This is a genomic window from Achromobacter deleyi, assembly GCF_013116765.2.
GTDB lineage: Bacteria > Pseudomonadota > Gammaproteobacteria > Burkholderiales > Burkholderiaceae_B > Achromobacter > Achromobacter deleyi_A.
Genome location: NZ_CP074375.1, coordinates 2,228,777 through 2,250,606, shown reverse-complemented (window position 1 = coordinate 2,250,606; position 21,830 = coordinate 2,228,777). Strand labels below are relative to the sequence as shown.

The 21,830-nt window shown below is 64.5% G+C and carries 20 protein-coding genes; 14 read left to right on the top strand and 6 right to left on the bottom strand.

Annotation, left to right across the window (positions count from 1 at the left end):
* Positions 1-24: 24 nt before the first annotated feature.
* On the bottom strand, positions 25-441 hold the full coding sequence (locus tag HLG70_RS10045) for a cupin domain-containing protein (protein ID WP_171662692.1): 417 nt from the start codon (positions 439-441) through the stop codon (positions 25-27).
* Between the two features lie 164 nt (positions 442-605).
* Here HLG70_RS10045 and folC point away from each other — a divergent pair, with 164 nt between their 5' ends.
* The 4 genes from folC to purF all read left to right on the top strand — a co-directional run bounded on the left by folC (position 606) and on the right by purF (position 4,825).
* Positions 606-1,916 (top strand): bifunctional tetrahydrofolate synthase/dihydrofolate synthase, encoded by a 1,311-nt coding sequence (gene folC / locus HLG70_RS10040; RefSeq protein ID WP_171662693.1) that lies wholly within the window; start codon positions 606-608, stop codon positions 1,914-1,916.
* Positions 1,917-1,988: 72 nt separating this feature from the next.
* A complete protein-coding gene (locus HLG70_RS10035; RefSeq protein WP_171662694.1) occupies positions 1,989-2,786 on the top strand; it encodes an SPOR domain-containing protein in 798 nt (265 codons plus the stop codon).
* Positions 2,786-3,274, top strand: coding sequence for a CvpA family protein (locus HLG70_RS10030; protein WP_057284443.1), 489 nt, complete (start codon positions 2,786-2,788; stop codon positions 3,272-3,274). Before HLG70_RS10035 ends, HLG70_RS10030 begins: the two co-directional genes overlap by 1 nt.
* Positions 3,275-3,304: 30 nt before the next feature.
* Positions 3,305-4,825, top strand: a complete 1,521-nt coding sequence (purF, locus tag HLG70_RS10025) for an amidophosphoribosyltransferase (RefSeq protein WP_171662695.1) — start codon at positions 3,305-3,307, stop codon at positions 4,823-4,825.
* Positions 4,826-4,953: 128 nt separating this feature from the next.
* Here the strand turns inward: purF and HLG70_RS10020 are convergent, their stop codons facing one another.
* The 5 genes from HLG70_RS10020 to map form a co-directional block, all read right to left on the bottom strand.
* Positions 4,954-5,478, bottom strand: a complete 525-nt coding sequence (locus HLG70_RS10020; RefSeq protein ID WP_171662696.1) for a M48 metallopeptidase family protein — start codon at positions 5,476-5,478, stop codon at positions 4,954-4,956.
* A gap of 28 nt (positions 5,479-5,506) precedes the next feature.
* Positions 5,507-5,989 (bottom strand): disulfide bond formation protein B, encoded by a 483-nt coding sequence (locus HLG70_RS10015; protein ID WP_171662697.1) that lies wholly within the window; start codon positions 5,987-5,989, stop codon positions 5,507-5,509.
* Between the two features lie 50 nt (positions 5,990-6,039).
* Complete coding sequence (locus HLG70_RS10010) at positions 6,040-6,753, bottom strand: MarC family protein (RefSeq protein ID WP_171662698.1); 714 nt, start codon at positions 6,751-6,753, stop codon at positions 6,040-6,042.
* A 78-nt stretch (positions 6,754-6,831) separates the two neighbouring features.
* Positions 6,832-9,438 carry a [protein-PII] uridylyltransferase gene (locus HLG70_RS10005; RefSeq protein ID WP_171662699.1) on the bottom strand — a complete coding sequence of 869 codons (2,607 nt, stop codon included), beginning with the start codon at positions 9,436-9,438 and terminating at the stop codon, positions 6,832-6,834.
* A 16-nt stretch (positions 9,439-9,454) separates the two neighbouring features.
* Positions 9,455-10,276: a type I methionyl aminopeptidase gene (gene map / locus HLG70_RS10000; protein ID WP_171662700.1), complete on the bottom strand. Its 822-nt coding sequence runs from the start codon at positions 10,274-10,276 to the stop codon at positions 9,455-9,457.
* Between the two features lie 862 nt (positions 10,277-11,138).
* On the opposite strand from map, the gene rpsB reads away from it, so the two are divergent.
* The 10 genes from rpsB to HLG70_RS09950 all read left to right on the top strand — a co-directional run bounded on the left by rpsB (position 11,139) and on the right by HLG70_RS09950 (position 21,830).
* Entirely contained in the window at positions 11,139-11,888 is a 750-nt protein-coding gene (gene rpsB, locus HLG70_RS09995; RefSeq protein ID WP_171662701.1) for a 30S ribosomal protein S2, read from the top strand.
* Positions 11,889-12,068: 180 nt separating this feature from the next.
* A complete protein-coding gene (gene tsf / locus HLG70_RS09990; protein ID WP_171662702.1) occupies positions 12,069-12,947 on the top strand; it encodes a translation elongation factor Ts in 879 nt (292 codons plus the stop codon).
* Between the two features lie 97 nt (positions 12,948-13,044).
* Complete coding sequence (gene pyrH, locus HLG70_RS09985; protein ID WP_054425864.1) at positions 13,045-13,761, top strand: UMP kinase; 717 nt, start codon at positions 13,045-13,047, stop codon at positions 13,759-13,761.
* A 15-nt stretch (positions 13,762-13,776) separates the two neighbouring features.
* Positions 13,777-14,337 (top strand): ribosome recycling factor, encoded by a 561-nt coding sequence (frr, locus tag HLG70_RS09980; protein WP_100855474.1) that lies wholly within the window; start codon positions 13,777-13,779, stop codon positions 14,335-14,337.
* A gap of 176 nt (positions 14,338-14,513) precedes the next feature.
* Positions 14,514-15,278, top strand: a complete 765-nt coding sequence (gene uppS, locus HLG70_RS09975; RefSeq protein ID WP_171662703.1) for a polyprenyl diphosphate synthase — start codon at positions 14,514-14,516, stop codon at positions 15,276-15,278.
* A 52-nt stretch (positions 15,279-15,330) separates the two neighbouring features.
* Positions 15,331-16,188: a phosphatidate cytidylyltransferase gene (locus HLG70_RS09970; protein WP_171662704.1), complete on the top strand. Its 858-nt coding sequence runs from the start codon at positions 15,331-15,333 to the stop codon at positions 16,186-16,188.
* Complete coding sequence (locus tag HLG70_RS09965; RefSeq protein ID WP_171662705.1) at positions 16,185-17,384, top strand: 1-deoxy-D-xylulose-5-phosphate reductoisomerase; 1,200 nt, start codon at positions 16,185-16,187, stop codon at positions 17,382-17,384. The genes HLG70_RS09970 and HLG70_RS09965 overlap by 4 nt, the downstream gene beginning before the upstream one ends.
* A 57-nt stretch (positions 17,385-17,441) precedes the next feature.
* Positions 17,442-18,773 carry an RIP metalloprotease RseP gene (gene rseP / locus HLG70_RS09960; RefSeq protein WP_171662706.1) on the top strand — a complete coding sequence of 444 codons (1,332 nt, stop codon included), beginning with the start codon at positions 17,442-17,444 and terminating at the stop codon, positions 18,771-18,773.
* Positions 18,774-18,826: 53 nt separating this feature from the next.
* Complete coding sequence (gene bamA / locus HLG70_RS09955) at positions 18,827-21,160, top strand: outer membrane protein assembly factor BamA (RefSeq protein ID WP_171662707.1); 2,334 nt, start codon at positions 18,827-18,829, stop codon at positions 21,158-21,160.
* A gap of 109 nt (positions 21,161-21,269) precedes the next feature.
* Positions 21,270-21,830, top strand: coding sequence for an OmpH family outer membrane protein (locus HLG70_RS09950; RefSeq protein WP_171662708.1), 561 nt, complete (start codon positions 21,270-21,272; stop codon positions 21,828-21,830).

The following is a 21,830-nucleotide window of genomic DNA, read 5'->3' as shown; positions in this document are numbered from 1 at the left end:
GCCGCTGCCTGTCACAGCGCCGCATCAAGCGGCAGGGGGTGTCGCCGGAAAGTCGCGGATCACGCGATCGGGGGATTCTTCGTACGGCGGCGTGTAGATCACCAGCAGGCGCGCGGGCTCTTCGCTCGTCACGGTAAAGACGTGGGGAATGTCGGGCGGGAAGTAGCAGCAGTCCCCCGGCCCCATGTCGGCCCATTCGTCCTGTACCTGGGCGCGCGCCGTTCCCGAGATCAGATAACAGACCTGCTCGATGCCGGGGTGCGCGTGCGGCAGCGCGCCTTTGCCCTTGTCGATCACGCCCAGCAGCACTTCGACGCCGCGGGCGCCGACCGTGTCCGGGCCGATCAGCCGGCGGTTGAGGGTGCCGGTGTGGTTTGCGGGGTGGTAACCAGGCACGTCGGCCTCCCGCACCAGCCATGCCGGGGTTTTCTTCTGGGTCATGTCTCGTCCATTAATTTTTCATACATGAATTTATTTTCACGTATGAAAAAAACATCGGCAAGCGATTTTTCGACGTACATACTGTGTCGCGCCCTAGGGGATTAGGGAAAACACCGTGCGCAGACTGCTAAAATCCAAGGCTGATCTTATTTCGCGACCCCGCCATGTCTTCTGTACGTACGCCTGACGCTTCCGCTACCTTGTCCGATTGGTTGCAGTACCTGGAGTCCATCCACGCCACCGCGATCGACATGGGCCTGGACCGGGTGCGCGAGGTTGCCGGGCGCATGGGCCTGGAGCTCCCCGGCGTGAAGTTCGTCGTCGGCGGCACCAACGGCAAGGGCTCCACCTGTGCCATGCTGGAAGCCATCCTGCTGGCCGCGGGCTACAAGGTCGGCCTGTATACGTCCCCCCATCTCATCGATTTCAACGAGCGCGCCCGCGTCAATGGCCAGATCGCCACGGACGGCGAACTGATCGCCCAGTTCCAGGCGGTCGAGGCGGCGCGGGGCGACGTCTCGCTGACTTACTTCGAATTCACCACTCTGGCCATTCTGCGCCTGTTCTCCCAATCCAGGCTCGACGCCATCGTCCTGGAAGTGGGGCTGGGCGGCCGCCTGGACGCCGTGAACATCGTCGATGCGGATTGCTCCATCGTCACCAGCGTCGACCTGGACCACACCGACTGGCTGGGCGACACGCGCGAGAAAATCGGCTTCGAAAAAGCCCATATCTACCGCAGCGGCCGGCCCGCCATCTGCAGCGATCCGGTGCCGCCGCAATCGCTGCTGGACTACGTCGAGGAGATCGGCGCGGATCTGTGGCTCTTCGGGCGCGACTTCAACTACTCGGGCGACCGCCAGCAATGGGCCTTTGGCGGCCGCGAGCAGCGCCGCAGCGCGATGGCCTATCCGGCCCTGCGCGGCGCGAACCAGCTGCTGAATGCCTCGGCCGCGCTGGCTGCCCTGGAATCCGTGCGCGATCGCCTGCCGGTGCAGCAGCAGGCCGTGCGCCTGGGGTTGCTGCAGGCCTCGCTGCCTGGCCGCTTCCAGATCCTGCCGGGTCAGCCCACCGTGATCCTGGACGTGGCGCACAATCCGCACGCCGCGGCCGTGCTGGCGCAGAACCTGGACAATATGGGCTTCCACCCGTACACGCATGCGGTGTTCGGCATGCTGAACGACAAGGATCTGGCTGGCGTGGTGGCCAAGCTGGGCTCGCGCGTGGATCACTGGTACTGCGCGGGCCTGCCCGGGCCGCGCGGCACTCCGGGCCAGGCGCTGGCGGACCAGGTCGCCGTCGCGCTGCCCCCGTCGCCGGCAGGAAGCGAAAGCCCCAGTATCGTGGCCTACGCCGATCCGGCCCAGGCCTACGCGGCAGCGCGCGAACGGGCAGGGGAGAATGATAGAATCGTGGTGTTCGGATCGTTTCTCACCGTAGCCTCGGTTTTGCAGGCTCTGGGTCGCAAGGCATAGGCAAATCGGGCCAATCGCGTGGTGGCGGCCCGCCGCCGTATTGCCGCAAGGCGCCGCAAGGAATTCTCTTCCATGGGTTTTTTCAAACGCAAAGATCCTGCCGACCAGGCGCAGTCCTCCAAACGGGCTGCAGTGCCTAGCGAGGTCCAGGCTGCGGAGCTGCGCGGGCGCGCGCGGCGCAGGCTGGCAGGCGCCGTTGCATTGGTGCTGGCCGCCGTCATCGTTCTGCCCATGGTGCTGGACTCGCAGCCGGTGCCAGTCGCCGACAACATCCCCATCAAGGTGCCGGAACGCAATACGCCGTTCCAGCCCCAGGTCGCCGAACCTCAGGTCGCGGTGCCCGCGACGCCCACGCCGGGCGCCGCGCCGACCGACCCTGCCGCGGTCCCCACGCCGCCGGCCGTGACGTCCACGCCGCCGCCCGTGGCGCTGGCGCCGACCACGCCGCCCGCCGCCCAGCCGGCCACGCCGCCCGCGGCGCCGCCCAAGCCGGAAGCAAAGCCCAAGCCCGAGGCCAAGCCGGCCACGCCGCCCAAGCCGGACACGCGCTCCGATGACGGCGCGCGCGCCTTGGCGTTGCTGGAGGGGCGCTCCGCGCCCGCCGCCGCCCCGGCGCCCAAGCCGGCCGCCTCCAAAGGCAATTTCGTGCTGCAGATCGCCGCCTACACGACGGCGGAAGACGCCCAGTCGCGCCGCGGCAAGCTGCATCAGGCCGGGGTGACCAACGCATTTGTCGAACAGGCCTCCGTCGGAGGCAAGCAGCAGTACCGTCTGCGGGTGGGGCCATTCCCCTCGCGCGAGGCGGCACAGGCGGCCCAGGCGCGTTTGCGCACCTTGGGCTATGACAATGGTTTCATTGCCGCCCAATAGTGACCGGTTTCGACTTCGTCGTGCTGGCCATCCTGGCGGTATCGGGTGTGCTGGGCCTGGTGCGCGGCCTGCTCAAAGAGGTGCTGTCGCTGGTCGCCTATCTGCTGGCCTTCGTGGCCGCGATATGGTGGGGTCCCACGGTCTATACGTGGCTGGAACCCTATATCGAAACGACGCTGCTGCGCATGGGAGTCTCATACGCCGTGGTGTTCATCATCGTGTTGCTCGGCGTGGGTTTGGTCAATATGACACTTGCCGCCTTGATCCGCAGCACCGGACTGAGCCCCGCCGATCACGGCCTGGGCGGAATGTTCGGGCTGGCCCGTGGTCTGCTGATTGTGCTGGCGCTGGTCGCCGCCGCAGGCTATACGCCGCTGCCGGAAGAGCCGTGGTGGAAGGACGCCATGTTTTCGCATTCGGCCATCGAGGCCATCAAACATATCAAGACGTGGTTGCCGCCATCCCTGGCGACGTGGCTGCCGTATTGATTAGCTTCAAATCAACCAGGAAATCTCACCATGTGTGGAATCGTAGGGGTCATCGGGCGCGGGCCGGTCAACCAGCTGCTCTATGACAGCTTGCTGCTGTTGCAGCATCGCGGGCAGGACGCCGCGGGCATCGCGACGTCGCAAGGCAACCAATTCAATATGTACAAGGCGCACGGCCTGGTGCGCGACGTCTTCCGCACGCGCAACATGCGCTCGCTGCCTGGTACGTCCGGCGTCGGCCAGGTCCGCTATCCCACCGCGGGCTCCAGCGCCAGCGAGGAAGAGGCCCAGCCGTTCTACGTCAACGCGCCGTTCGGCATCATGTTGTCCCACAACGGCAACCTGACCAACTGGCGTGAACTGCGCGAATCGCTCTACCGTGTCGATCGCCGCCACATCAACACAAATTCCGATTCGGAAGTGCTGCTGAACGTGCTGGCGCATGAGCTGCAATCGTCGGCCAATGGCGTGTCGCTCGACGACGACGCCATGTTCCGCGCGGTGTCGGCCCTGCACAAGCGCGTGCGCGGCGCCTACGCCGTCGTGGCCCAGATTTCCGGCTATGGCCTGCTCGCCTTCCGCGATCCCAACGGCATCCGTCCGCTGTGCATCGGCCGCCAGGAAACCGAAGAGGGCGTGGAGTGGATGGTGGCCTCGGAATCCGTGGCCCTGGAAGGCAGCGGCTTTGCCTTCGTGCGCGACGTCGAGCCCGGCGAAGCGGTGTTCATCGACCTGGACGGCCGGTTCGTCGCCCGCCAGTGCGCCGACAATCCGCAGCTGGTGCCGTGCATTTTCGAGTACGTCTACTTTGCCCGCCCCGATTCGATGATCGACGGCGTGTCCGTGTACGACGCGCGCCTGCGCATGGGTGAATACCTGGCCGACAAGGTCGCGCGCAACATGCGCCTGGGCGACATCGATGTCGTCATGCCCATCCCGGATTCCTCGCGCCCGGCCGCCATGCAGCTGGCCGCCCGCCTGAACCTGGACTACCGCGAAGGGCTCATCAAGAACCGCTACGTGGGGCGCACGTTCATCATGCCGGGCCAGGCAGTGCGCCGCAAGTCCGTGCGCCAGAAGCTCAATGCCATCGGCATGGAGTTCAAGGGCAAGAACGTGCTGCTGGTCGACGACTCCATCGTGCGCGGCACCACCAGCCGCGAGATCGTGGACATGGCCCGCGCCGCGGGCGCCAACAAGGTGTACTTCGCCTCGGCCGCGCCTCCGGTCCGCTTCCCGAACGTGTACGGCATAGACATGCCGACGCAGAGCGAGCTGATCGCCACCGGTCGTACCGACGAGGAAATCGCCCGCGCGATCGGCGCCGACAGCCTGATCTACCAGGACCTGCACGACATGCAGCAATCGGTCCGGGACCTCAATCCCAAGCTGTCGCGCTTTGAAGCCTCGTGCTTTGACGGCCAGTACATCACCGGAGACATCACTCCCGAGTACCTGGCCCGCCTGGGCCAATCCCGCTCGGAGCCGGGCCAGGATGAGGGCGCGGGCGGCTTGCGGTTCAATATGGGCTACGCCGCCAGCGACGCCTGACCGCCGCGGCAGTTGCCGGCAAGCAAAATGCCGTCCCTCGGGACGGCATTTTTTTCGCCAGGCGGTTCTTGCGGGAGCGGCAAGCACGCAAGCGCGCGCGGCATTGCAGGAGGGCTCTTGCTCCGCGCCTACGGCGCCTGGGGATCCCACAGCCCCTCCCGCGTCGCCTCCAGATGCGTCAGGTACAGCCGCAGGTCGAATTCGTACTGGTGGTAATGCGGTTCCATGCGCAGGCACATGTTGTAGAAGGCCTTGTTGTGGTCCTTCTCCTTCAGGTGGGCCAATTCATGCACCGTGATCATCTTCAGGAATTCCGCGGGCACGGTCTTGAACAGCGTCGCCACGCGGATCTCGTGCTTGGCCTTCAGTTTGCCTCCCTGCACGCGCGAGATATACGTGTGCTGGCCCAGCGCGTGCTGGATCACGTGGATCTTGCTGTCGAAGGCCACCTTGTTGATCAGGTCGCCGTTGCGCATGTAGGTGTTCTTCAGCTCCGTCACGTACTGGTAGAGCGCCTTGTCCGTGCGCACGCCATGCGCCCCGCCCGGATACCTGGACAGGAGCGCCGCGCCAAGCTTGCCTTGGTCCAGCAGTTTCTGGGTCTGCGCCAGCAGGGGTTCCGGGTAGCCGGTCAGGTACTTCAGGGTTTGCACGATCAGGGCGCCGCGGGTGCCGTCGCGCTCAGGCGCGGCCGCGCCGGAATACGACGGGCAGCGCCATGAAGAACAGGATCACGAAGAGCGTCAGGCTCCACAGGGCGTACTCGATGCCCAGCACCGGCACCTTGGCGTCCATGCAGGTGGCGAAGATGCCGAACAGCCAGGGCACCGCGCTCTCCAGGCCGATGCCGGTCATGAAGCGGTCGGCGAAGGTCTGGTCGCAAGACAGCATATTGGCCGCCACGCTGTACTGGTACCAGGCGGCAGCGATGCCGGACAGGGACAGCAGCGCGGTCAGGGCGCCGCAGATCCGGGTCAGCGCGCGCCCGCCGCCAAAGCCGCCGATCAGGGCGATGACGCCGATCACCAGATAGATCAGGCGCTGCATGACGCACCAGGCGCAGGGCGGCATGTCGAAGACGTGCTGGGAGAAAAGGGCCAGGCCCACGGCGCCAAAGCAGAAGAGGGCGATCAGGCGAAGCAGGCGTTCTGAGCGAGAGTTCATTGTTACGGTGGAGTGGGTTGGATGGGGCCGGGAACAATGCCCGGCCACGCTTAGGCCTTCGGAATCGGAATTGGTTGCATCACTTGGGTCAGCACGCCCAGCAGCAGTTCGCGCGCGCCTTCCCAGAAGATCTGCACGCCCAGGCAGAGCATGATGAAGGCCGACAGCCGCATGAACACGGCAGTGCCGTTGTCGCCCAGGCGATGCAGCATCTGCGCGGCAAAGCGCAGGCAGACATACAGCGTCAGGGATACGACGATGATGCCGGGGATGGAGCCGCCCAGCCGTACCAGGCTGAGCACATGATTCTGGTCGCGCAGCGAGACCCCCACCGTGATGGCCGCGGCGATGGAGCCGGGGCCGCAACTGATGGGGAAGGTCAGCGGATAGAAGGCCCGGGCCTTGGCCATTTCCGGCGTGAACGATTCGGCCATCCGCGCCACGCGTTCGGTGTCCGCGTCCGGCGAGTTCACCAGGCGCCAGGCGCTGGCGATCACCAGCATGCCGCCGCCCACCCGCACGATGGACAGCGAGATGCCGAAGAAGCTCAAGAGCACGTTGCCGGCCACCATGGCCACGACCAGCATCAGGCATACGTTGATCGCCACCCGCTTGGCCAGCACCACGCGGGTGGCGGACGACGCGCCTTCCGTCAGTGACAGGAAGATCGGCGCGATGGCAGGCGGGTTCAGGAAGGGCAGAAGCGTGGCCAGCGCGAAGAAGAAGCTGCCACCGAAAACGCGCAGATAGTCATTTAGCTGCATGAGAGCGAGCATCGCCTGGCCGAAAACCCGGATTGTATGCGTTCCGGGGCAGGTCTGGCGATGCCTGGGAGGGGTGGGTCAGGCGGCGTGCTGCCGGGCGTCCTCGCCCGCGAGCGCGTCCAGGATGTCGCGTTCGAACTGCATCTGGCTGCGGGGGCGCGCCAGCGCGGATCCGTCCACGATGAACACGTCTTCCACCCGGTCGCCCAGTGTCATGATCTTGGCCATGAGCAGGTTGACTTCGTGGCGGGCGAATACGCGGGCCAGCGCGTGCAGCAGGCCGGGCCGGTCGGTGGCGGTCACGGACAGGCGCCATGAGGTGCTGCGTTCGTCGGGCTGCAGTTCGGCCTGGGGCATGACGGGGAACACTCGCGATACGCGCGACTGGCGGCCGCGGCCGTAGTAGCCGCCGCGGCTGGGCTGCGCCTGGGCGGCCGCGTGCGGATCCTTCAGGCGTTCGGCCAGTTCATGCTCGACCAGCGTGGCCTGGGCCCGCAGGTCGCTTGCGCCCTCCGGCAGCAGCACGATGAAGCTGTCCAGCGCCCAGCCGTGGCGCGTGGTGTGGATGCGCGCATCCTGAATGGATAGCGACTTGGCATCGAAGTAACCGCAGATCGCGACGAACAGGTCGGGCGCATCCCGGGTGTAGACCATGATCTGCAGGCCTTCCCCGTGTTCGGTGGGGCGGGCCTTGACCACGGCCTGGGCTGGCGCGACCTGGTGATACAGGTGGCGCGTATGCCACGCAATGTCGGAGGCGTCGTGGCGCAAGAAGTAGGCAACGTCCAGCTGGTTCCAGAAGGCTTCGCGGGCATCGTCGCGCAGGCCTGCCAGGCGGGTCAGGCGCGCGGCCTCTTCCTTGCGTTCGGTCAGCACGGTGTGGGCGTCGGCGTGGGCGCCGCCCAGCGCGGCCAGGGTTAGCTTGTACAGGTCTTCCAGCAGCTTGCCCTTCCAGGCATTCCAGACCTTGGGGCTGGTGCCGCGAATATCGGCGACCGTCAGCAGGTAGAGCGCGGTCAGGTGGCGCTCATCCTTCACGGTGGCGGCGAAATCCTGCACGACGGCCGGGTCGGACAGGTCACGCTTTTGCGCCACGGCCGACATCAGCAGGTGCTGGCGCACCAGGAATTCCACCAGCTTGGCATCTTCCGGGTCCATGCCGTGGTCCTGCGCGAACTTGCGCACTTCGCGCGCGCCCAGTTCGGAGTGATCGCCGCCGCGGCCCTTGGCGATGTCATGGAACAACGCCGCCACATACAGCAGCCAATGCCGGTCCAGGCCTGCGATCAGCTGGCTGGCCAGCGGATATTCCTGGGCGTGTTCCGGCATGGTGAAGCGGCGCAGGTTGCGCACCACTGCCAGGGTGTGCTGGTCCACCGTGTAGGCATGGAACAGGTCGTGCTGCATCTGGCCCACGATCCGGCGGAACACCGGCAGATAGCGCGGCAGGATGTTCAGCATGGTCATGCGCCGCAACTCGTGGACGATGCCCCGGGGTTGCTGCAGGATCTGCAGGAACAGCTTGCGGTTGACCGGATTGCGACGGAACTGCGCATCGATGCGGTGGCGGGAATGCCAGATGGCGCGCAGCGTGCGGGCCGACATGCCGGTCAGTTCCGGGTGTTGCTGCATCGTCAGGAAGGCTCGCAGCAGCAGGGTGGGGTTGCGTTCGAAACCGTCGTCCCGAATGATGTCCAGGCGGTCACGCAGGTTGCGGAAGTCGTCGTCGATATCGCGCGCGTCGCTGTCCGGGCGCGGAAACAGCCGTTCCTCGATGTTCTGCACCAGGATGCCGTTGAGCTGCGTAACCAGCCGCGCCGCCCAGTAGTAGCGCTGCATCAGCAATTCGCTGCCGCGCCGCGTGGCGGTGGCATGGATGCCGTAGACCTCGGCCAGCGCGGGTTGGAGGTCGAACAGCACGCGGTCCTCGCGCCGGTTCGACAGCAGGTGCAGTTCGATGCGCAGCCGCTTGAAGGCTTGTTCAGCCTTGCGCAGGTCGCGCGCTTCGGAGGACGTCAGCAGTCCGGCTTGCGCCACCGAACGCCAGCTGTTGCCAAAGCCCGCCGCCCGCGCCATCCACAGGATGACCTGCAGGTCGCGCAGGCCGCCCGGCGATTCCTTGCAGTTCGGCTCCAGCGCGTAGGGCGTGTCGTGGTAGCGCGCATGGCGCTGCTGCATTTCCACGCGCTTGGCGAGGAAGAAGGCGCGCGGGTCCAGTCGGGACTTGGTCGCGGCGTCGAACTTTCTCATCAGCACGCGGCTGCCGGCCAGCCAGCGCGATTCCAGCAGCGCGGTTTCGACCGTGATGTCGGCGTCGGCCTCGCGCTCGCAATCCTCGATGGTGCGCACGCTGTGGCCGGGCTCCAGCCCGAGGTCCCAGAGCGAGGCCACCAGCTGCTCGATGGCGGTTTCGTCTTCGGCCGTGGGGGCGTGCGGCAGCAGGATCAGCAGGTCGACGTCGGAATGGGGGTAGAGTTCGCCGCGGCCATAACCGCCCACGGCCGCCAGCGTGGCGCCAACCGGCAGCGGATAGTGCTTGACGAGGTCCCGCAGGGCGGCGTCGACGACGCGCCGCAGCTCGGACAGCAGGGTGTCCGGGCGTTCGTGTTCCCGGAACTGGGCCACCACGGCCCGCCGGGATTGCTGGATGCGTTCACGCAGCGTGGCGAGGATTTCGGCGGTCATGGCAAGCAGGGGCGCTTCAGACGGCGGGGATGACGATGGGTTCGGTGATGAATGCCGGCGGTTTGGGCATGCCGGGGGACAGGGTCAGTACTTCGTAACCGGTTTCGGTTACACATACAGCATGCTCCCATTGCGCCGACAGGCTGTGGTCGCGCGTGACAACCGTCCAGCCATCGGACAACTGGCGGATTTCGCGGCGGCCGGCGTTGATCATGGGTTCAATGGTGAACAGCATGCCCGTCACCAATTTCACGCCAGAGCCTGGCTTGCCATAATGCAGCACCTGCGGGTCTTCGTGGAAGCGCTGGCCGATGCCGTGGCCGCAGAACTCGCGCACCACCGAGAAGCCGTTGGATTCGGCGTGCTTCTGGATCGCGTTGCCCACGTCGCCCAGGGTTGCGCCGTTCTTCACCTGCTGGATGCCCTTCCACATGCACTCGAAGGTGATGTCCGTCAGGCGGCGCGACAGGATGGATTGCTCGCCCACCGCATACATGCGGCTGGTGTCGCCGAACCAGCCGTCCTTGATGATGGTGACGTCGATGTTCAATGAGTCCCCGTTTTTCAGCACCTTGTCGCCGGGGATGCCGTGGCAGACCTGGTGGTTCACGGAGGTGCAGATGGCGCCGGGGAAGGGCGGGTAGCCAGGCGGCGCGTAGCCCACCGTGGCGGACTTCACCTTGAGTTCGTCGGTCAGGTACTCCAGGCAGAGTCGGTCCAGCTCTCCGGTGGTTACGCCCGGCTTGATGTGGGGGGTAATGAAGTCCAGAACTTTGGCGGCGTCCTGACAGGCGGCGCGCATCTTGGCCAGGTCGGCCGGATTGGTAATTGTGCCCATGGAGTAACTTGGCGATCTCTCGCTTGAATGTCTGCTTGAAAGAATAGTAGAATTATAGGCTTCCCTAAAATTTTGGGGAGCAATCGGGTTACAGCAAGAGTCACTGGCCAGGGGCGCGGCAAACGCCGTGCTTTGGGTGGTGACACGAGCCCCACCCGGCGGGTGCAGCTTGGAAAGTTTGAGCAAACCCGGCAGGTTACCTTGGTTTTGCGCGGCTCGTTCTTGGAGACGGCGGCAAGCCCTGAAGTTTCACCGCAAGCGAAGGTTGTGGAGCGAGTTCGGGCAAGTCGTGTGGTTCCGGGAAGGGGGCGCCAGGCAAGGAGCCGGCTGGACATGTTTGGACGATGCAAGTCTTTGTCTGCCGGGCACGGCGTGCTTGTAAGCCCGGTCATGTTTTAGAGCGGCGATGCAGGTTCGGTATGGGCGCTGGATTAATTTCTTGGAAGCAAGGTCTTGAATCGTGCTTCTTGAAGAAATGCCCCAGCGGCCTGATGCGCGGCCAGGCTGAAAGGCTTTGGGCGCGAAGAGCTGGATTTCGCTGCCAACAAAACAGGTCCGGGTGCGCCTTGAAGAAACTTCCAGGAAATTCCTGGAGTGTCGGACAGGCGCGATGCAAGCGCGCGGTGCAAGGCTTCTTGTCGTGGCGGCCGTCTGGGTTTATCGCGGCAGCGTAGTAGAAGTCGGCGTAGTAGTGCTCAAGGCGATATGCCTGGTACGTCGTAGTTATTGCGGCAGTGATCGGCCGGCCCGGTTAAAATCTTTGTCATCCCGCATGTGCGGGAAATCGCGCGCAACACCACCCAGGGTGTCAGCCAGATGCTGATGCAGGTGCGGCGCAAGAAATCAACCCTTGGAGAATTACATGTCTTTGATGCGCGAAATGCTGGAAGCGGGTGTCCACTTTGGTCACCAGACCCGTTACTGGAACCCCAAGATGGCTCAGTACATCTTCGGTCACCGCAACAAGATTCACATCATCAACCTGGAAAAGACGGTTGATAAGTACCAGGAAGCCACCAAGTTCGTGAAGCAGCTGGCTGCTCGCGGCGGCAACATCCTGTTCGTTGGCACCAAGCGCGCTGCGCGTGAACTGGTTGCCTCCGAAGCCGCCCGTTGCGGCATGCCCTACGTCGACGCCCGCTGGCTCGGCGGCATGCTGACCAACTTCAAGACGGTCAAGACCTCGGTCAAGCGCCTGAAGGACATGGAAGTCGTCGTCGCCGAAGGCGGCGCCGAGCGCATGATCAAGAAGGAAGGCCTGCTGTTCCAACGCGAACTGGACAAGCTGAACAAGTCGATCGGCGGCATCAAGGACATGAACGGCTTGCCCGATGCCATGTTCGTGATCGACGTCGGCTACCACAAGATTGCCATCGCTGAAGCCAAGACGCTAGGCATCCCCGTGGTCGCCGTGGTTGACACCAACCACTCGCCCGACGGCATCGACTACGTCATCCCCGGCAACGACGACTCGGCCAAGGCCATCGCGCTGTACGCCAAGGGCATCGCCGACGCCGTGCTGGAAGGCCGCGAACAGAATCTGAACGGTCAGGTCGAAGAGCTGGGCGAAGGTCAGGAAGAGTTCGTCGAAGTGCAGGACAACCAGGCCTAAGCCTGCTGTCATGTCCGGCGGTTAGTGTCTGGGAGCGGCGCCAAGACTGGTCCGCTCCCGCCTCGCCGGCACTGCGAAGGTGGGCTCCCATCTTCCAGGCCCGCCAATCGCGGGCGTCCCATCGAATCAAATCACTGCCCCGGCCCGCCGGGGCGTGTCTTAGCAAAATTTGGAGCAAACATGGCTGAAATTACCGCTGCCCTGGTCAAGGAACTGCGCGAAAAGACTGACGCGCCCATGATGGAATGCAAGAAGGCCCTGACGGAAGCCGAAGGCGACCTGGTTCGCGCCGAGGAAATCCTGCGCGTCAAGCTGGGCAACAAGGCCAGCAAGGCTGCCGCCCGCGTCACCGCCGAAGGCCTGATTGGTCTGTTCATCTCCGCCGACGCCAAGCAAGGCGCCGTCATCGAAATCAACTGCGAAACCGACTTCGTCGCCAAGAACGACGACTTCGTCGGCTTCGTGAACAAGCTGGCCGAACTGGTCGCCACGCAGAACCCGGCCGACGTGGCTGCTCTGTCGGCGCTGCCGTACGGCGAAGGCACCGTTGAAACCACCCGCACCGCCCTGATCGGCAAGATCGGCGAGAACATCTCGATCCGCCGCTTCGAGCGCATCGAGACCCCGAACTCGCTGGCCAGCTACGTGCACGGCGGCAAGATCGGCGTGCTGGTCGAATACACCGGCGCCGAGGAAGTGGGCAAGGACCTGGCGATGCACATCGCCGCCACCAAGCCCAAGGCCCTGAACGCCGACGGCGTGAACCCGGCTGACATCGCCGCCGAGCGCTCGGTTGCCGAGCAGAAGGCCGCTGAATCGGGCAAGCCTGCTGAAATCGTCGCCAAGATGGTCGAAGGTTCGGTGCAGAAGTTCCTGAAGGAAGTTACCCTGATGTCGCAGCCGTTCGTCAAGAGCGACAAGCACACGGTTGAGCAGCATCTGAAGGAAAAGGGCGCTTCGGTCGCCAAGTTCGTGCTGTTCGTCGTCGGCGAAGGTATCGAGAAGAAGACCAGCGACTTCGCCGCTGAGGTTGCCGCAGCCGCCGCCGGCCGCGCCTGACCCCAGGGTAGTGCTTAAGGGCCGGAGTAGATTAAATTCTAGTCCGGCCTATTTCTTGTCTTACACTTTCGTCGGATTGTTCTTCGGGATATCACCTATGAGCAGCAGAGCATACAAACGGGTTCTTCTCAAACTTTCCGGCGAGGCGCTGATGGGCGATGATGCATTTGGCATCAATCGCTCCACCATCGTCCGCATGACCGATGAGATCGCCGAAGTCGCCGCCACTGGCGTCGAGCTGGCCATCGTCATCGGCGGAGGCAACATCTTCCGTGGCGTCGCCCCGGGCGCGCAGGGCATGGACCGCGCTACCGCCGACTACATGGGCATGATGGCCACCATCATGAACGCGCTTGCGCTGCAAGACGCGCTCAAGCACAAGGGTATCGACACCCGCGTACAATCGGCCCTGAACATTGATCAGGTCGTCGAGCCCTACATCCGCCCGAAGGCCCTGCGCTACCTCGAAGAGGGCAAGGTCGTCATCTTCGCCGCGGGCACCGGCAACCCCTTCTTCACCACCGATACCGCGGCCGCCTTGCGCGGCGCCGAAATCGGCGCGGAGATCGTGTTGAAGGCCACCAAGGTGGACGGCATCTACAGCGCGGATCCCAACAAGGATCCGACCGCCACGCGCTATGCGCGGATCAGCTTCGATGAGGCGATCGTCCGCCGTCTGGAAGTCATGGACGCCACCGCCTTCGCGCTGTGCCGCGACCAGAAACTGCCGATCAAAGTGTTTTCGATCAATAAGTCCGGCGCGCTCAAGCGAGTCGTCAGCGGCGAAGACGAAGGCACGTTGGTACACGTCTAAAGAAAAGGAAATTCCATGAGCGCAGCAGAAATCCGCAAATCCGCCGAGGCCAGAATGGCCAAGTCGCTTGATACGCTCAAGATCAACCTGGGCAAGATCCGCACGGGCCGCGCCCACACCGGCATCCTGGATCACGTACAGGTCGACTACTACGGTTCGCCCGTGCCGGTCGGTCAGGTCGCCAACGTGAACCTCGTCGACGCCCGCACCATCAGCGTGCAGCCCTACGAGAAGCAAATGGCCGGCCCGATCGAAAAGGCAATCCGCGAATCGGACCTGGGCCTCAATCCCATCTCCATGGGCGACACCATCCGCGTGCCGATGCCCGCACTGACCGAAGAGCGCCGCCGCGATCTGACCAAGGTTGTCCGCAGCGAAGGCGAAGATGCCAAGATCGCCGTGCGCAACCTGCGTCGTGAAGCCAACGAGGCGCTGAAGAAGCTGGTCAAGGACAAGGAAATCTCCGAGGACGACGAGCGTCGCGCCCAGGACGACGTCCAGAAGCTGACGGACCGTGCCGTCACCGACATCGACAAGATGGTCGTCCAGAAAGAAGCGGAAATCATGACCGTATAATCCCAGCACGTCCTGGGGCGGCCGGCAGTGCCGATCGCCCTGGCGTCAGGATTCCCTTGCCCACGCGCCGTCCTGTCCATTGCCTCGCGGTACTTCTACGTAGCGATGGAAACGACGGCGCAGGTTTTTCCCGTATTCCTGTTTTTCGCCGGTTTACCGCGCGCAGTCCCAAACTAATGGCAACCAGTTCGACCCAGGCGGTACCCGATACTCGCGACATCCCCGAGCACGTCGCTATCATCATGGATGGCAACGGCCGGTGGGCGACGCGGCGGCTGCTGCCTCGCACGGCGGGCCATGCCAAGGGCGTGCAGGCCGTGCGGCGCGTGGTCGAGGCCTGCGGCCGCGCCGGCGTCCGTTACCTGACGCTGTTCGCGTTCAGTTCCGAGAACTGGCGCCGTCCCGCCGAGGAAGTGTCCTTGCTGATGCGCCTGTTCGTGCAGGCGCTGGAGCGCGAGATCGGCAAGCTGGAAGAGCAGGGCGTCCGCTTGCACGTGATCGGGGACCTGAGCCCCTTTGAGCCGCGCCTGCGCGAACTGATCGTCGCGGCCCAGGCGCGCACCGCGCACAACGATCGTCTGCACCTGACGGTTGCCGCCAACTATGGCGGTCGCTGGGACATTCTTCAGGCCACGCGCGCCATGCTGGCGGCCGAGCCCGGCCTGGCGGCCCACCCCGAGCTGGTGGACGAGGAGCGCCTGGCCAGGCACCTTTCCATGGCGTGGGCGCCCGAACCCGACCTGTTCATCCGCACCGGCGGCGAACAACGCATTTCCAATTTCCTGATCTGGCAGATGGCCTACGCGGAGTTTTACTTCACGGACCGCTACTGGCCGGACTTCGGCGCCAATGAACTCATGGCCGCCTTTGATTGGTATCGCACGCGCGAACGCCGTTTTGGCCGCACCAGCGCGCAAGTCAGCGAAAACGGCGCGAAATAAGCAGAAGGCGACAAGCGCGTCTTTCCAGAGCTGCACACGAGGAGACCGTCATATGTTGGGCCAGCGTATCGTTACCGCCGCCGTTCTATTGGCCATTCTGGCCGCCGCGATGATCAGCGCGAACCCCTGGTGGTTCGTGGCCTTGCTGGCGCTGGCCGCCGCGTGCGCCAACTGGGAGTGGCTGCGCCTGACGCTGCCGCAACCGCCATCCCCCGTGATTGCCATCGGCGTTGCCGTGCTGTTGTTCGCAGGCATGCTGGCGCTTGCCTCCGCCTGGCTGGCGGGCGACCGTGGCGGCGTGAGCGACCCGGCCTGGGTGCTGCGCTACCTGGTGCCCGCCGTGTCCGCGGTCTGGCTGTTTGGCGGTGTCGCTGCCGTGGTTCGCGGCCGTTCCGACGCGGCGCCCGCAAGCCTGGGCTGGTCTGTCTTTTCGGTGCCCGCCGCATTCGCGGCCTGGGCCGTGCTGGCGCAGATGTTCGTCGCGCGGGGCGCGGGCTTCGTGGTTTCCCTGCTGGCGCTGGTCTGGGTTGCCGATATCGCGGCTTATTTTGCCGGCCGCGCGTTCGGCAAGCGTAAACTGGCCCCGCGGGTGAGTCCCGGAAAGACCATTGAAGGCGCCGTTGCCGGCGTGCTGGGCGCGGTGGTGTGGATCGGCCTGTCCAGCTTGTGGGCCGGCACGTTCGGCCACGCGCTGGTCGAGCGCTGGAGCTTCTGGCTGGCTCTGCCGATCGCCGCGCTGCTGGGCGTGCTGTCCATCGTGGGGGACCTGTTCGAGTCGCTGCTCAAGCGCCGCGCGGGCCGCAAGGACTCCAGCACGCTCCTGCCCGGCCATGGCGGCGTCTATGACCGCATTGATGCGATTCTTCCCGTCGCGCCCTTTGCGCTACTTTTGTCTGGAGTTTTGTTTTGACGGCTTTTCAACGCGTCGTTGTGCTGGGATCGACTGGTTCGGTCGGTGAAAGCACGCTGGATGTCATTGCCCGCCATCCCGAGCGCCTGGCGGTGTATGCGCTATCTGCCTATACCCAGATGAAGCGTCTGGCCGAGCAGGCGCTGGCCAGCCGTGCCGCGGTGGTGGTGGTGCCCGATGCCGCCGCGCGGCAGAAGTTCGTCGACGCCTGGACGGGCGTCCAGCCGATGCCGGAGATCCGGGTGGGCGCGCAGGCGCTGGCCGATACCGCGGCCGACCCGCAGTGCGATTCCGTCATGGCGTCCATTGTGGGCGCCGCGGGGCTGCCCGCCGCCCTGGCGGCGGCGCGCGCCGGCAAGCGCGTACTGCTGGCCAACAAGGAAGCCCTGGTCGCGGCGGGGTCGCTCTTCATGCAGGCCATCCGCGACAACGGTGCGGAATTGCTGCCCATCGACAGCGAACACAACGCTATTTTCCAGTGCCTGCCGCAAGGCGGGCGCGCCTTGGCGCCCGAAACGCCGGCCCGCGGCGTGCGCCGCCTGTTGCTGACCGCGTCCGGCGGCCCGTTCCGGGGCCGCGATCTGGAAGACCTGCACGGGGTTACCCCGGCCCAGGCCTGCGCCCATCCCAACTGGAGCATGGGCCGCAAGATTTCGGTGGACTCCGCCACCATGCTCAACAAGGGGCTGGAGGTGATCGAGGCGCATTGGCTGTTCGCCATGCCCGCCGATCGCATCGAGGTCGTGGTGCATCCGCAAAGCGTGGTGCATTCCATGGTCGAGTATGACGACGGATCCGTGCTCGCGCAGTTGGGCCAGCCCGATATGCGCACCCCGATCGCCTATGGCCTGGGCTTTCCCGAACGCCTCGAGAGCGGCGTGGGCCCCCTGGACCTCACGCGCCTGGGGCGGCTGGATTTCGAAAAACCTGATCTGTCCCGCTTTCCCTGCCTGGCGCTCTCGTTCGCGGCGCTGCGCGCGGGGCAGGGCGCCTGCGTGGCGTTGAACGCCGCCAACGAGGTCGCGGTCGAGGCCTTCCTGGACGGACGGCTGCCCTATACCTGGATTCCGCGGGTGATCGAGGCCGCCCTGGAGTGGCAGGGGCGGCAGGCATCTGTTACCCTCAACAGTCTTGACGACATACTCGCACTTGACGCCGATGCGCGCAGCTTTGCGGGTAGCCTGGGGCTGGCCTGATGGCTGGCCGCGCCTGTTTCTGATTCTTCAGATTTGATTTCCTAGATCCCGACCCCCATGCTTTTCACCCTGCTGGCCTTTGCGGTTGCGCTTGGCTCACTGATTATTTTCCATGAGCTGGGACATTATTGGGTCGCCCGCCTGTGTGGCGTGAAAGTACTGCGCTTCTCGGTGGGGTTCGGCAAGGTCATCCTGCGCCGCACCGACCGGCACGGGACCGAATGGGCGGTTTCCGCCCTGCCGCTGGGCGGCTACGTCAAGATGCAGGACGATCCCCCGGCTGGCGCCAGCCCGGCTGAAGTCGCTGGCGCGTTCAACAGCAAGCCCGTCGGCCAGCGCATCGCCATCGTTGCCGCCGGCCCCATTTTCAACCTGATTCTTGCCGTCTTCCTGTATGCCGGGCTGAACATGGCTGGCACCGAAGAGCCGGTGGCTGTCATTGCCCAGCCCGCGGCCGACACCCCCGCGGCCCGCGCCGGCCTGCTGCCGGGCGATCGCATCCTGGCGATCGACGGCGAGGAAGTCGCCTCCTGGTCGGATGCCCGCTGGCGCCTGATGGACGTGATGTCCACGGGCGGACGCGCGCGGATCGAAGTCAGCACGCCTGCCGGCGCAGTCCAGCAGCGCGAACTCGATCTCCCCGCCAATACGATGGACCCGGCCGGCGGGGATCCGCTGGCTGCCGCCGGCATCCGCCTGGCCCAGCCCAAGCCCGCCGTGCGAGCCGTGAACGACGGCGGCGAAGGGCAGGCTGCCGGCCTGCGCTCGGGAGATCTGGTCGTGGCCGTGAATGGCCAGCCCACTCCCGACACGGGCGCGCTGGTCAAGCAGATCCAGGAAAGCGCGGGCAAGACGCTGGCGCTGACGCTGGTGCGCGACGGCGCCAATATCACGCTGAACGTCACGCCTCGCCCCGAAGTGGTCAATGGCCAGGAGATCGGCCGGCTGGGCGTCCAGCTTGGCGGCAATGTGCCGATGGTGACGGTGCGCTATGGCGTCTTCGAAAGCCTGTGGCGCGGCGCCGTCCGCACCTGGGATACTGCCTGGTTCTCGCTGCGCATGATGGGCCGCATGGTCACGGGCGACGTTTCCTGGCGCAACGTTAGCGGCCCGGTCACCATCGCCGACTACGCCGGCCAGACCGCCCGGATCGGAATTGTTGCGTATATCGCCTATATCGCGTTGATCAGTATCAGCCTGGGAGTATTAAATTTGCTTCCCATTCCTATGCTGGACGGCGGTCATCTGCTGTACTATCTCGTCGAAATTGTGCGCGGCAGCCCGCCGCCAGCGAAGTGGATCGACATCGGACAACGCGCCGGCATTGGTTTATTGGCAGGCCTCATGGGGCTTGCGCTGTTTAACGATTTCACGCGTTTGTTTACTTGAACGCGATTTAGCATAAAATCCCACGCCATTTGCACGACCGAGGATACTCAAGGATGTCTTTTCGCCGGATGTTTCATCACAAAAAGGGTGTACTGCCGGGTCTCATCGCCGCACTGCTGTTACCGGCCATGGCCCACGCCTTCGATCCCTTTGTCGTGCGGGATATCCGCGTAGAGGGTATTCAACGAACCGACGCCGGCACCGTCTTTGGTTATCTCCCCGTCAAGGTCGGCGAGAAATTCACCGAAGAAGAAGCCACCGAAGCGATCCGCCGCCTGTACGGCACGGGCTTTTTCACCGACGTCCAGATCCAGACCGACAATAATGTCGTGGTCGTGGTCGTCCAGGAACGCCCGACCATCGCGTCCGTGAATTTCAACGGCATGCGCGAGTTCGACTCCAAGGCCATTACCACCTCGCTGGGCCAGGTCGGCTTTGCCGAGGGCCGCATTTTCGACCGCTCCATGCTCGAGCGCGCGGAATATGAACTGAAGCAGCAGTACCTGTCCAAGGGCAAGTACGGTGTCGAAGTGACCTCCACCGTGACGCCGCTGCCGCGCAACCGCGTCGGCGTGAGCTTTGACGTGTTCGAAGGCTCGGTGGCCCGCATCCAGGAAATCCGCTTCGTCGGCAACAAGGCCTTTTCGGAAAGCGACCTGCTGGACGAATTCAAGCTGACGACGCCGGGCTGGCTGACCTGGTACACCGATACCGACAAGTACTCGCGCGAAAAGCTCGAAGGCGATCTGGAGCGCCTGCGCTCGTTCTACCTGGACAAGGGCTACCTGGAATTCTCGGTGGAGCCCCCCCAGGTCACGATTTCGCCTGACCGCCAGGACATCCGCATCACGATCACCGTCCACGAAGGCGAGCCCTACAAGGTCCGCAGCGTCAAGCTGGCCGGCAATCTGCTCGGCCTGGACAAGGAAATCGCCGCGCTGGTGCAGGTCAAGCCGAACGAGACCTTCTCGGCCGCCCAGACCAACGATTCGGCCAAGGCCATCACCGACTACCTGGGTGAGCTGGGCTATGCGTTCGCCAACGTGAACCCGAACCCGCAACTCGACCGCGCCAAGCACGAAGCCGACCTAACGTTCTACGTCGATCCGAGCCGCCGCGTCTACGTGCGCCGTATCCAGATCGGCGGCAACACGCGCACGCGCGACGAGGTCGTGCGCCGCGAAATGCGCCAGCAGGAAGCCGCCTGGTACGACGCCAAGGACATCAAGACCTCGCGCGACCGCGTCGACCGCCTGGGTTACTTCAGCGACGTCAACGTCAAGACCGATCCGGTTCCGGGTTCGCCCGACCAGGTGGACGTCAACGTCGACGTGAAGGAAAAGCCCACCGGCATGATCAACCTGGGCGTGGGCTACGGCTCGTCCGAAAAGGCCATCCTTTCGGCTGGCATCAGCGAGGACAACGTCTTCGGCAGCGGCACCAACCTGACGCTGCAACTGAACACCAGCAAGACCAACCGCGCCATCGTGCTGTCGCACACCGACCCGTACTGGACCAAGGACGGCATCAGCCGCACCACGTCGGCGTACTACCGCGTGACCGAGCCCTGGAACAACAACGACGGCGACTACCGCGTCAAGGCCCTGGGCCTGGGCATGAACTTTGGTATTCCGATCTCGGAGTACGACCGGATCTTCCTGGGCGCGAACATCGAACGCAACCAGATCGACCTGTACAACAACTCGCCGCAGGCCTATAACGACTTCGTGGATCAGTATGGCGATTCCACGAATTCGGTGATCTTCAGCGCAGGCTGGTCCAAGGACACGCGCGACAGCGCGCTGGCGCCGACCAAGGGCTCGTACACCCGCCTGAAGGCCGACGTCTCGACCGTCGACCTGCAATACACGATGCTGACGGGTCAGCAGCAGTACTTCGTGCCGCTGGGCGGCTCGTACACGCTGGCCTTGAACGGCATGGTTGATTGGGGCCAGAGCTACGGCAACAAGGATTACCCCATCATCAAGAACGTCTATGCCGGCGGTATCGGCACCGTTCGCGGTTACGAAGGTTCGTCGCTGGGTTCGCGCGACGTCAAGACCGGCGACTATCTGGGCGGCACGCGCCGCATTGTCGCGAACGCCCAGCTGTACCTGCCGTTCCCGGGCGCGTCCAAGGACCGCACGTTGCGCTGGTTCATCTTCAGCGACGCCGGCCAGGTGTCGTCTGGCAGCGGCTTGACCTGCACCGGCGGACGGAACAACACCGAAGTCGAGGATCCTTGCGGCTGGCGTTTCTCGGCGGGCGTTGGCCTGTCGTGGCAGTCGCCGATGGGTCCGTTGCAGTTGTCCTATGCCCGTCCGCTCAATTCCAAGCCGGGCGACGACAAGCAAAGTTTCCAGTTCCAGATCGGGACCGGTTTCTAAGCGCGGCGTTACGCTTGAAAACAAGGGGGAGGGCCACCAGCCCGGCTCCCTTGCTGTTTAGTGGCACAATACATACTTTGGCTTTGCCTTACTGGAAGGTGAGATTTTCATGATGTCTGATTTCGCACTTAAATCATCGAATTCGCTGGGCGCAAAGCGTCGTGGCAAGCTGGGCGGCTCCATTGCCCTGGTGGGTGCGCTCATTCTCGGTTCGGCTGCCGCGATCCCCGCGCACGCACAAGGCACCAAGATCGGTTTCGTCAATACCGAGCGTATCCTGCGCGAATCGGGTCCGGCCAAGACTGCGCAAAGCAAGATCGAAGCCGAATTCAAGAAGCGCGACGACGAACTGCAGCGCCTGAACAGCAGCCTGCGCTCGCAAGCCGAGAAGTTCGACAAGGACGCGCCTGTCTTGTCGGAATCCGACCGCGTCAAGCGCCAGCGTGACCTGGCCAACCTGGATACCGACCTGCAGCGCAAGCGCCGCGAGTTCCAGGAAGACTTCAATCGCCGCCGCAACGAAGAGTTTTCGGGCATCGTGACCAAGGCCAACGACGCCATCAAGCGCATCGCTGAGCAAGAAAGCTACGACCTGATCATTCAGGACGCCGTGACGGTCAACCCGCGCATCGACATCACCGACAAGGTGATTCAGAGCCTGGGCAAGTAA

Bases quoted from the DNA above. Each gene is read 5' to 3' on its own strand.
- HLG70_RS10010 (WP_171662698.1), bottom strand. From the start codon at position 6,753: ATGCAGCTAAATGACTATCTGCGCGTTTTCGGTGGCAGCTTCTTCTTC.
- HLG70_RS09970 (WP_171662704.1), top strand. From the start codon at position 15,331: ATGTTGGGCCAGCGTATCGTTACCGCCGCCGTTCTATTGGCCATTCTG.
- rseP (WP_171662706.1), top strand. From the start codon at position 17,442: ATGCTTTTCACCCTGCTGGCCTTTGCGGTTGCGCTTGGCTCACTGATT.
- HLG70_RS10015 (WP_171662697.1), bottom strand. From the start codon at position 5,989: ATGAACTCTCGCTCAGAACGCCTGCTTCGCCTGATCGCCCTCTTCTGC.
- HLG70_RS10035 (WP_171662694.1), top strand. From the start codon at position 1,989: ATGGGTTTTTTCAAACGCAAAGATCCTGCCGACCAGGCGCAGTCCTCC.
- bamA (WP_171662707.1), top strand. From the start codon at position 18,827: ATGTCTTTTCGCCGGATGTTTCATCACAAAAAGGGTGTACTGCCGGGT.
- pyrH (WP_054425864.1), top strand. From the start codon at position 13,045: ATGAGCAGCAGAGCATACAAACGGGTTCTTCTCAAACTTTCCGGCGAG.
- purF (WP_171662695.1), top strand. From the start codon at position 3,305: ATGTGTGGAATCGTAGGGGTCATCGGGCGCGGGCCGGTCAACCAGCTG.
- frr (WP_100855474.1), top strand. From the start codon at position 13,777: ATGAGCGCAGCAGAAATCCGCAAATCCGCCGAGGCCAGAATGGCCAAG.
- uppS (WP_171662703.1), top strand. From the start codon at position 14,514: ATGGCAACCAGTTCGACCCAGGCGGTACCCGATACTCGCGACATCCCC.
- HLG70_RS10045 (WP_171662692.1), bottom strand. From the start codon at position 441: ATGACCCAGAAGAAAACCCCGGCATGGCTGGTGCGGGAGGCCGACGTG.
- tsf (WP_171662702.1), top strand. From the start codon at position 12,069: ATGGCTGAAATTACCGCTGCCCTGGTCAAGGAACTGCGCGAAAAGACT.
- rpsB (WP_171662701.1), top strand. From the start codon at position 11,139: ATGTCTTTGATGCGCGAAATGCTGGAAGCGGGTGTCCACTTTGGTCAC.
- HLG70_RS09950 (WP_171662708.1), top strand. From the start codon at position 21,270: ATGATGTCTGATTTCGCACTTAAATCATCGAATTCGCTGGGCGCAAAG.
- map (WP_171662700.1), bottom strand. From the start codon at position 10,276: ATGGGCACAATTACCAATCCGGCCGACCTGGCCAAGATGCGCGCCGCC.
- HLG70_RS10005 (WP_171662699.1), bottom strand. From the start codon at position 9,438: ATGACCGCCGAAATCCTCGCCACGCTGCGTGAACGCATCCAGCAATCC.
- folC (WP_171662693.1), top strand. From the start codon at position 606: ATGTCTTCTGTACGTACGCCTGACGCTTCCGCTACCTTGTCCGATTGG.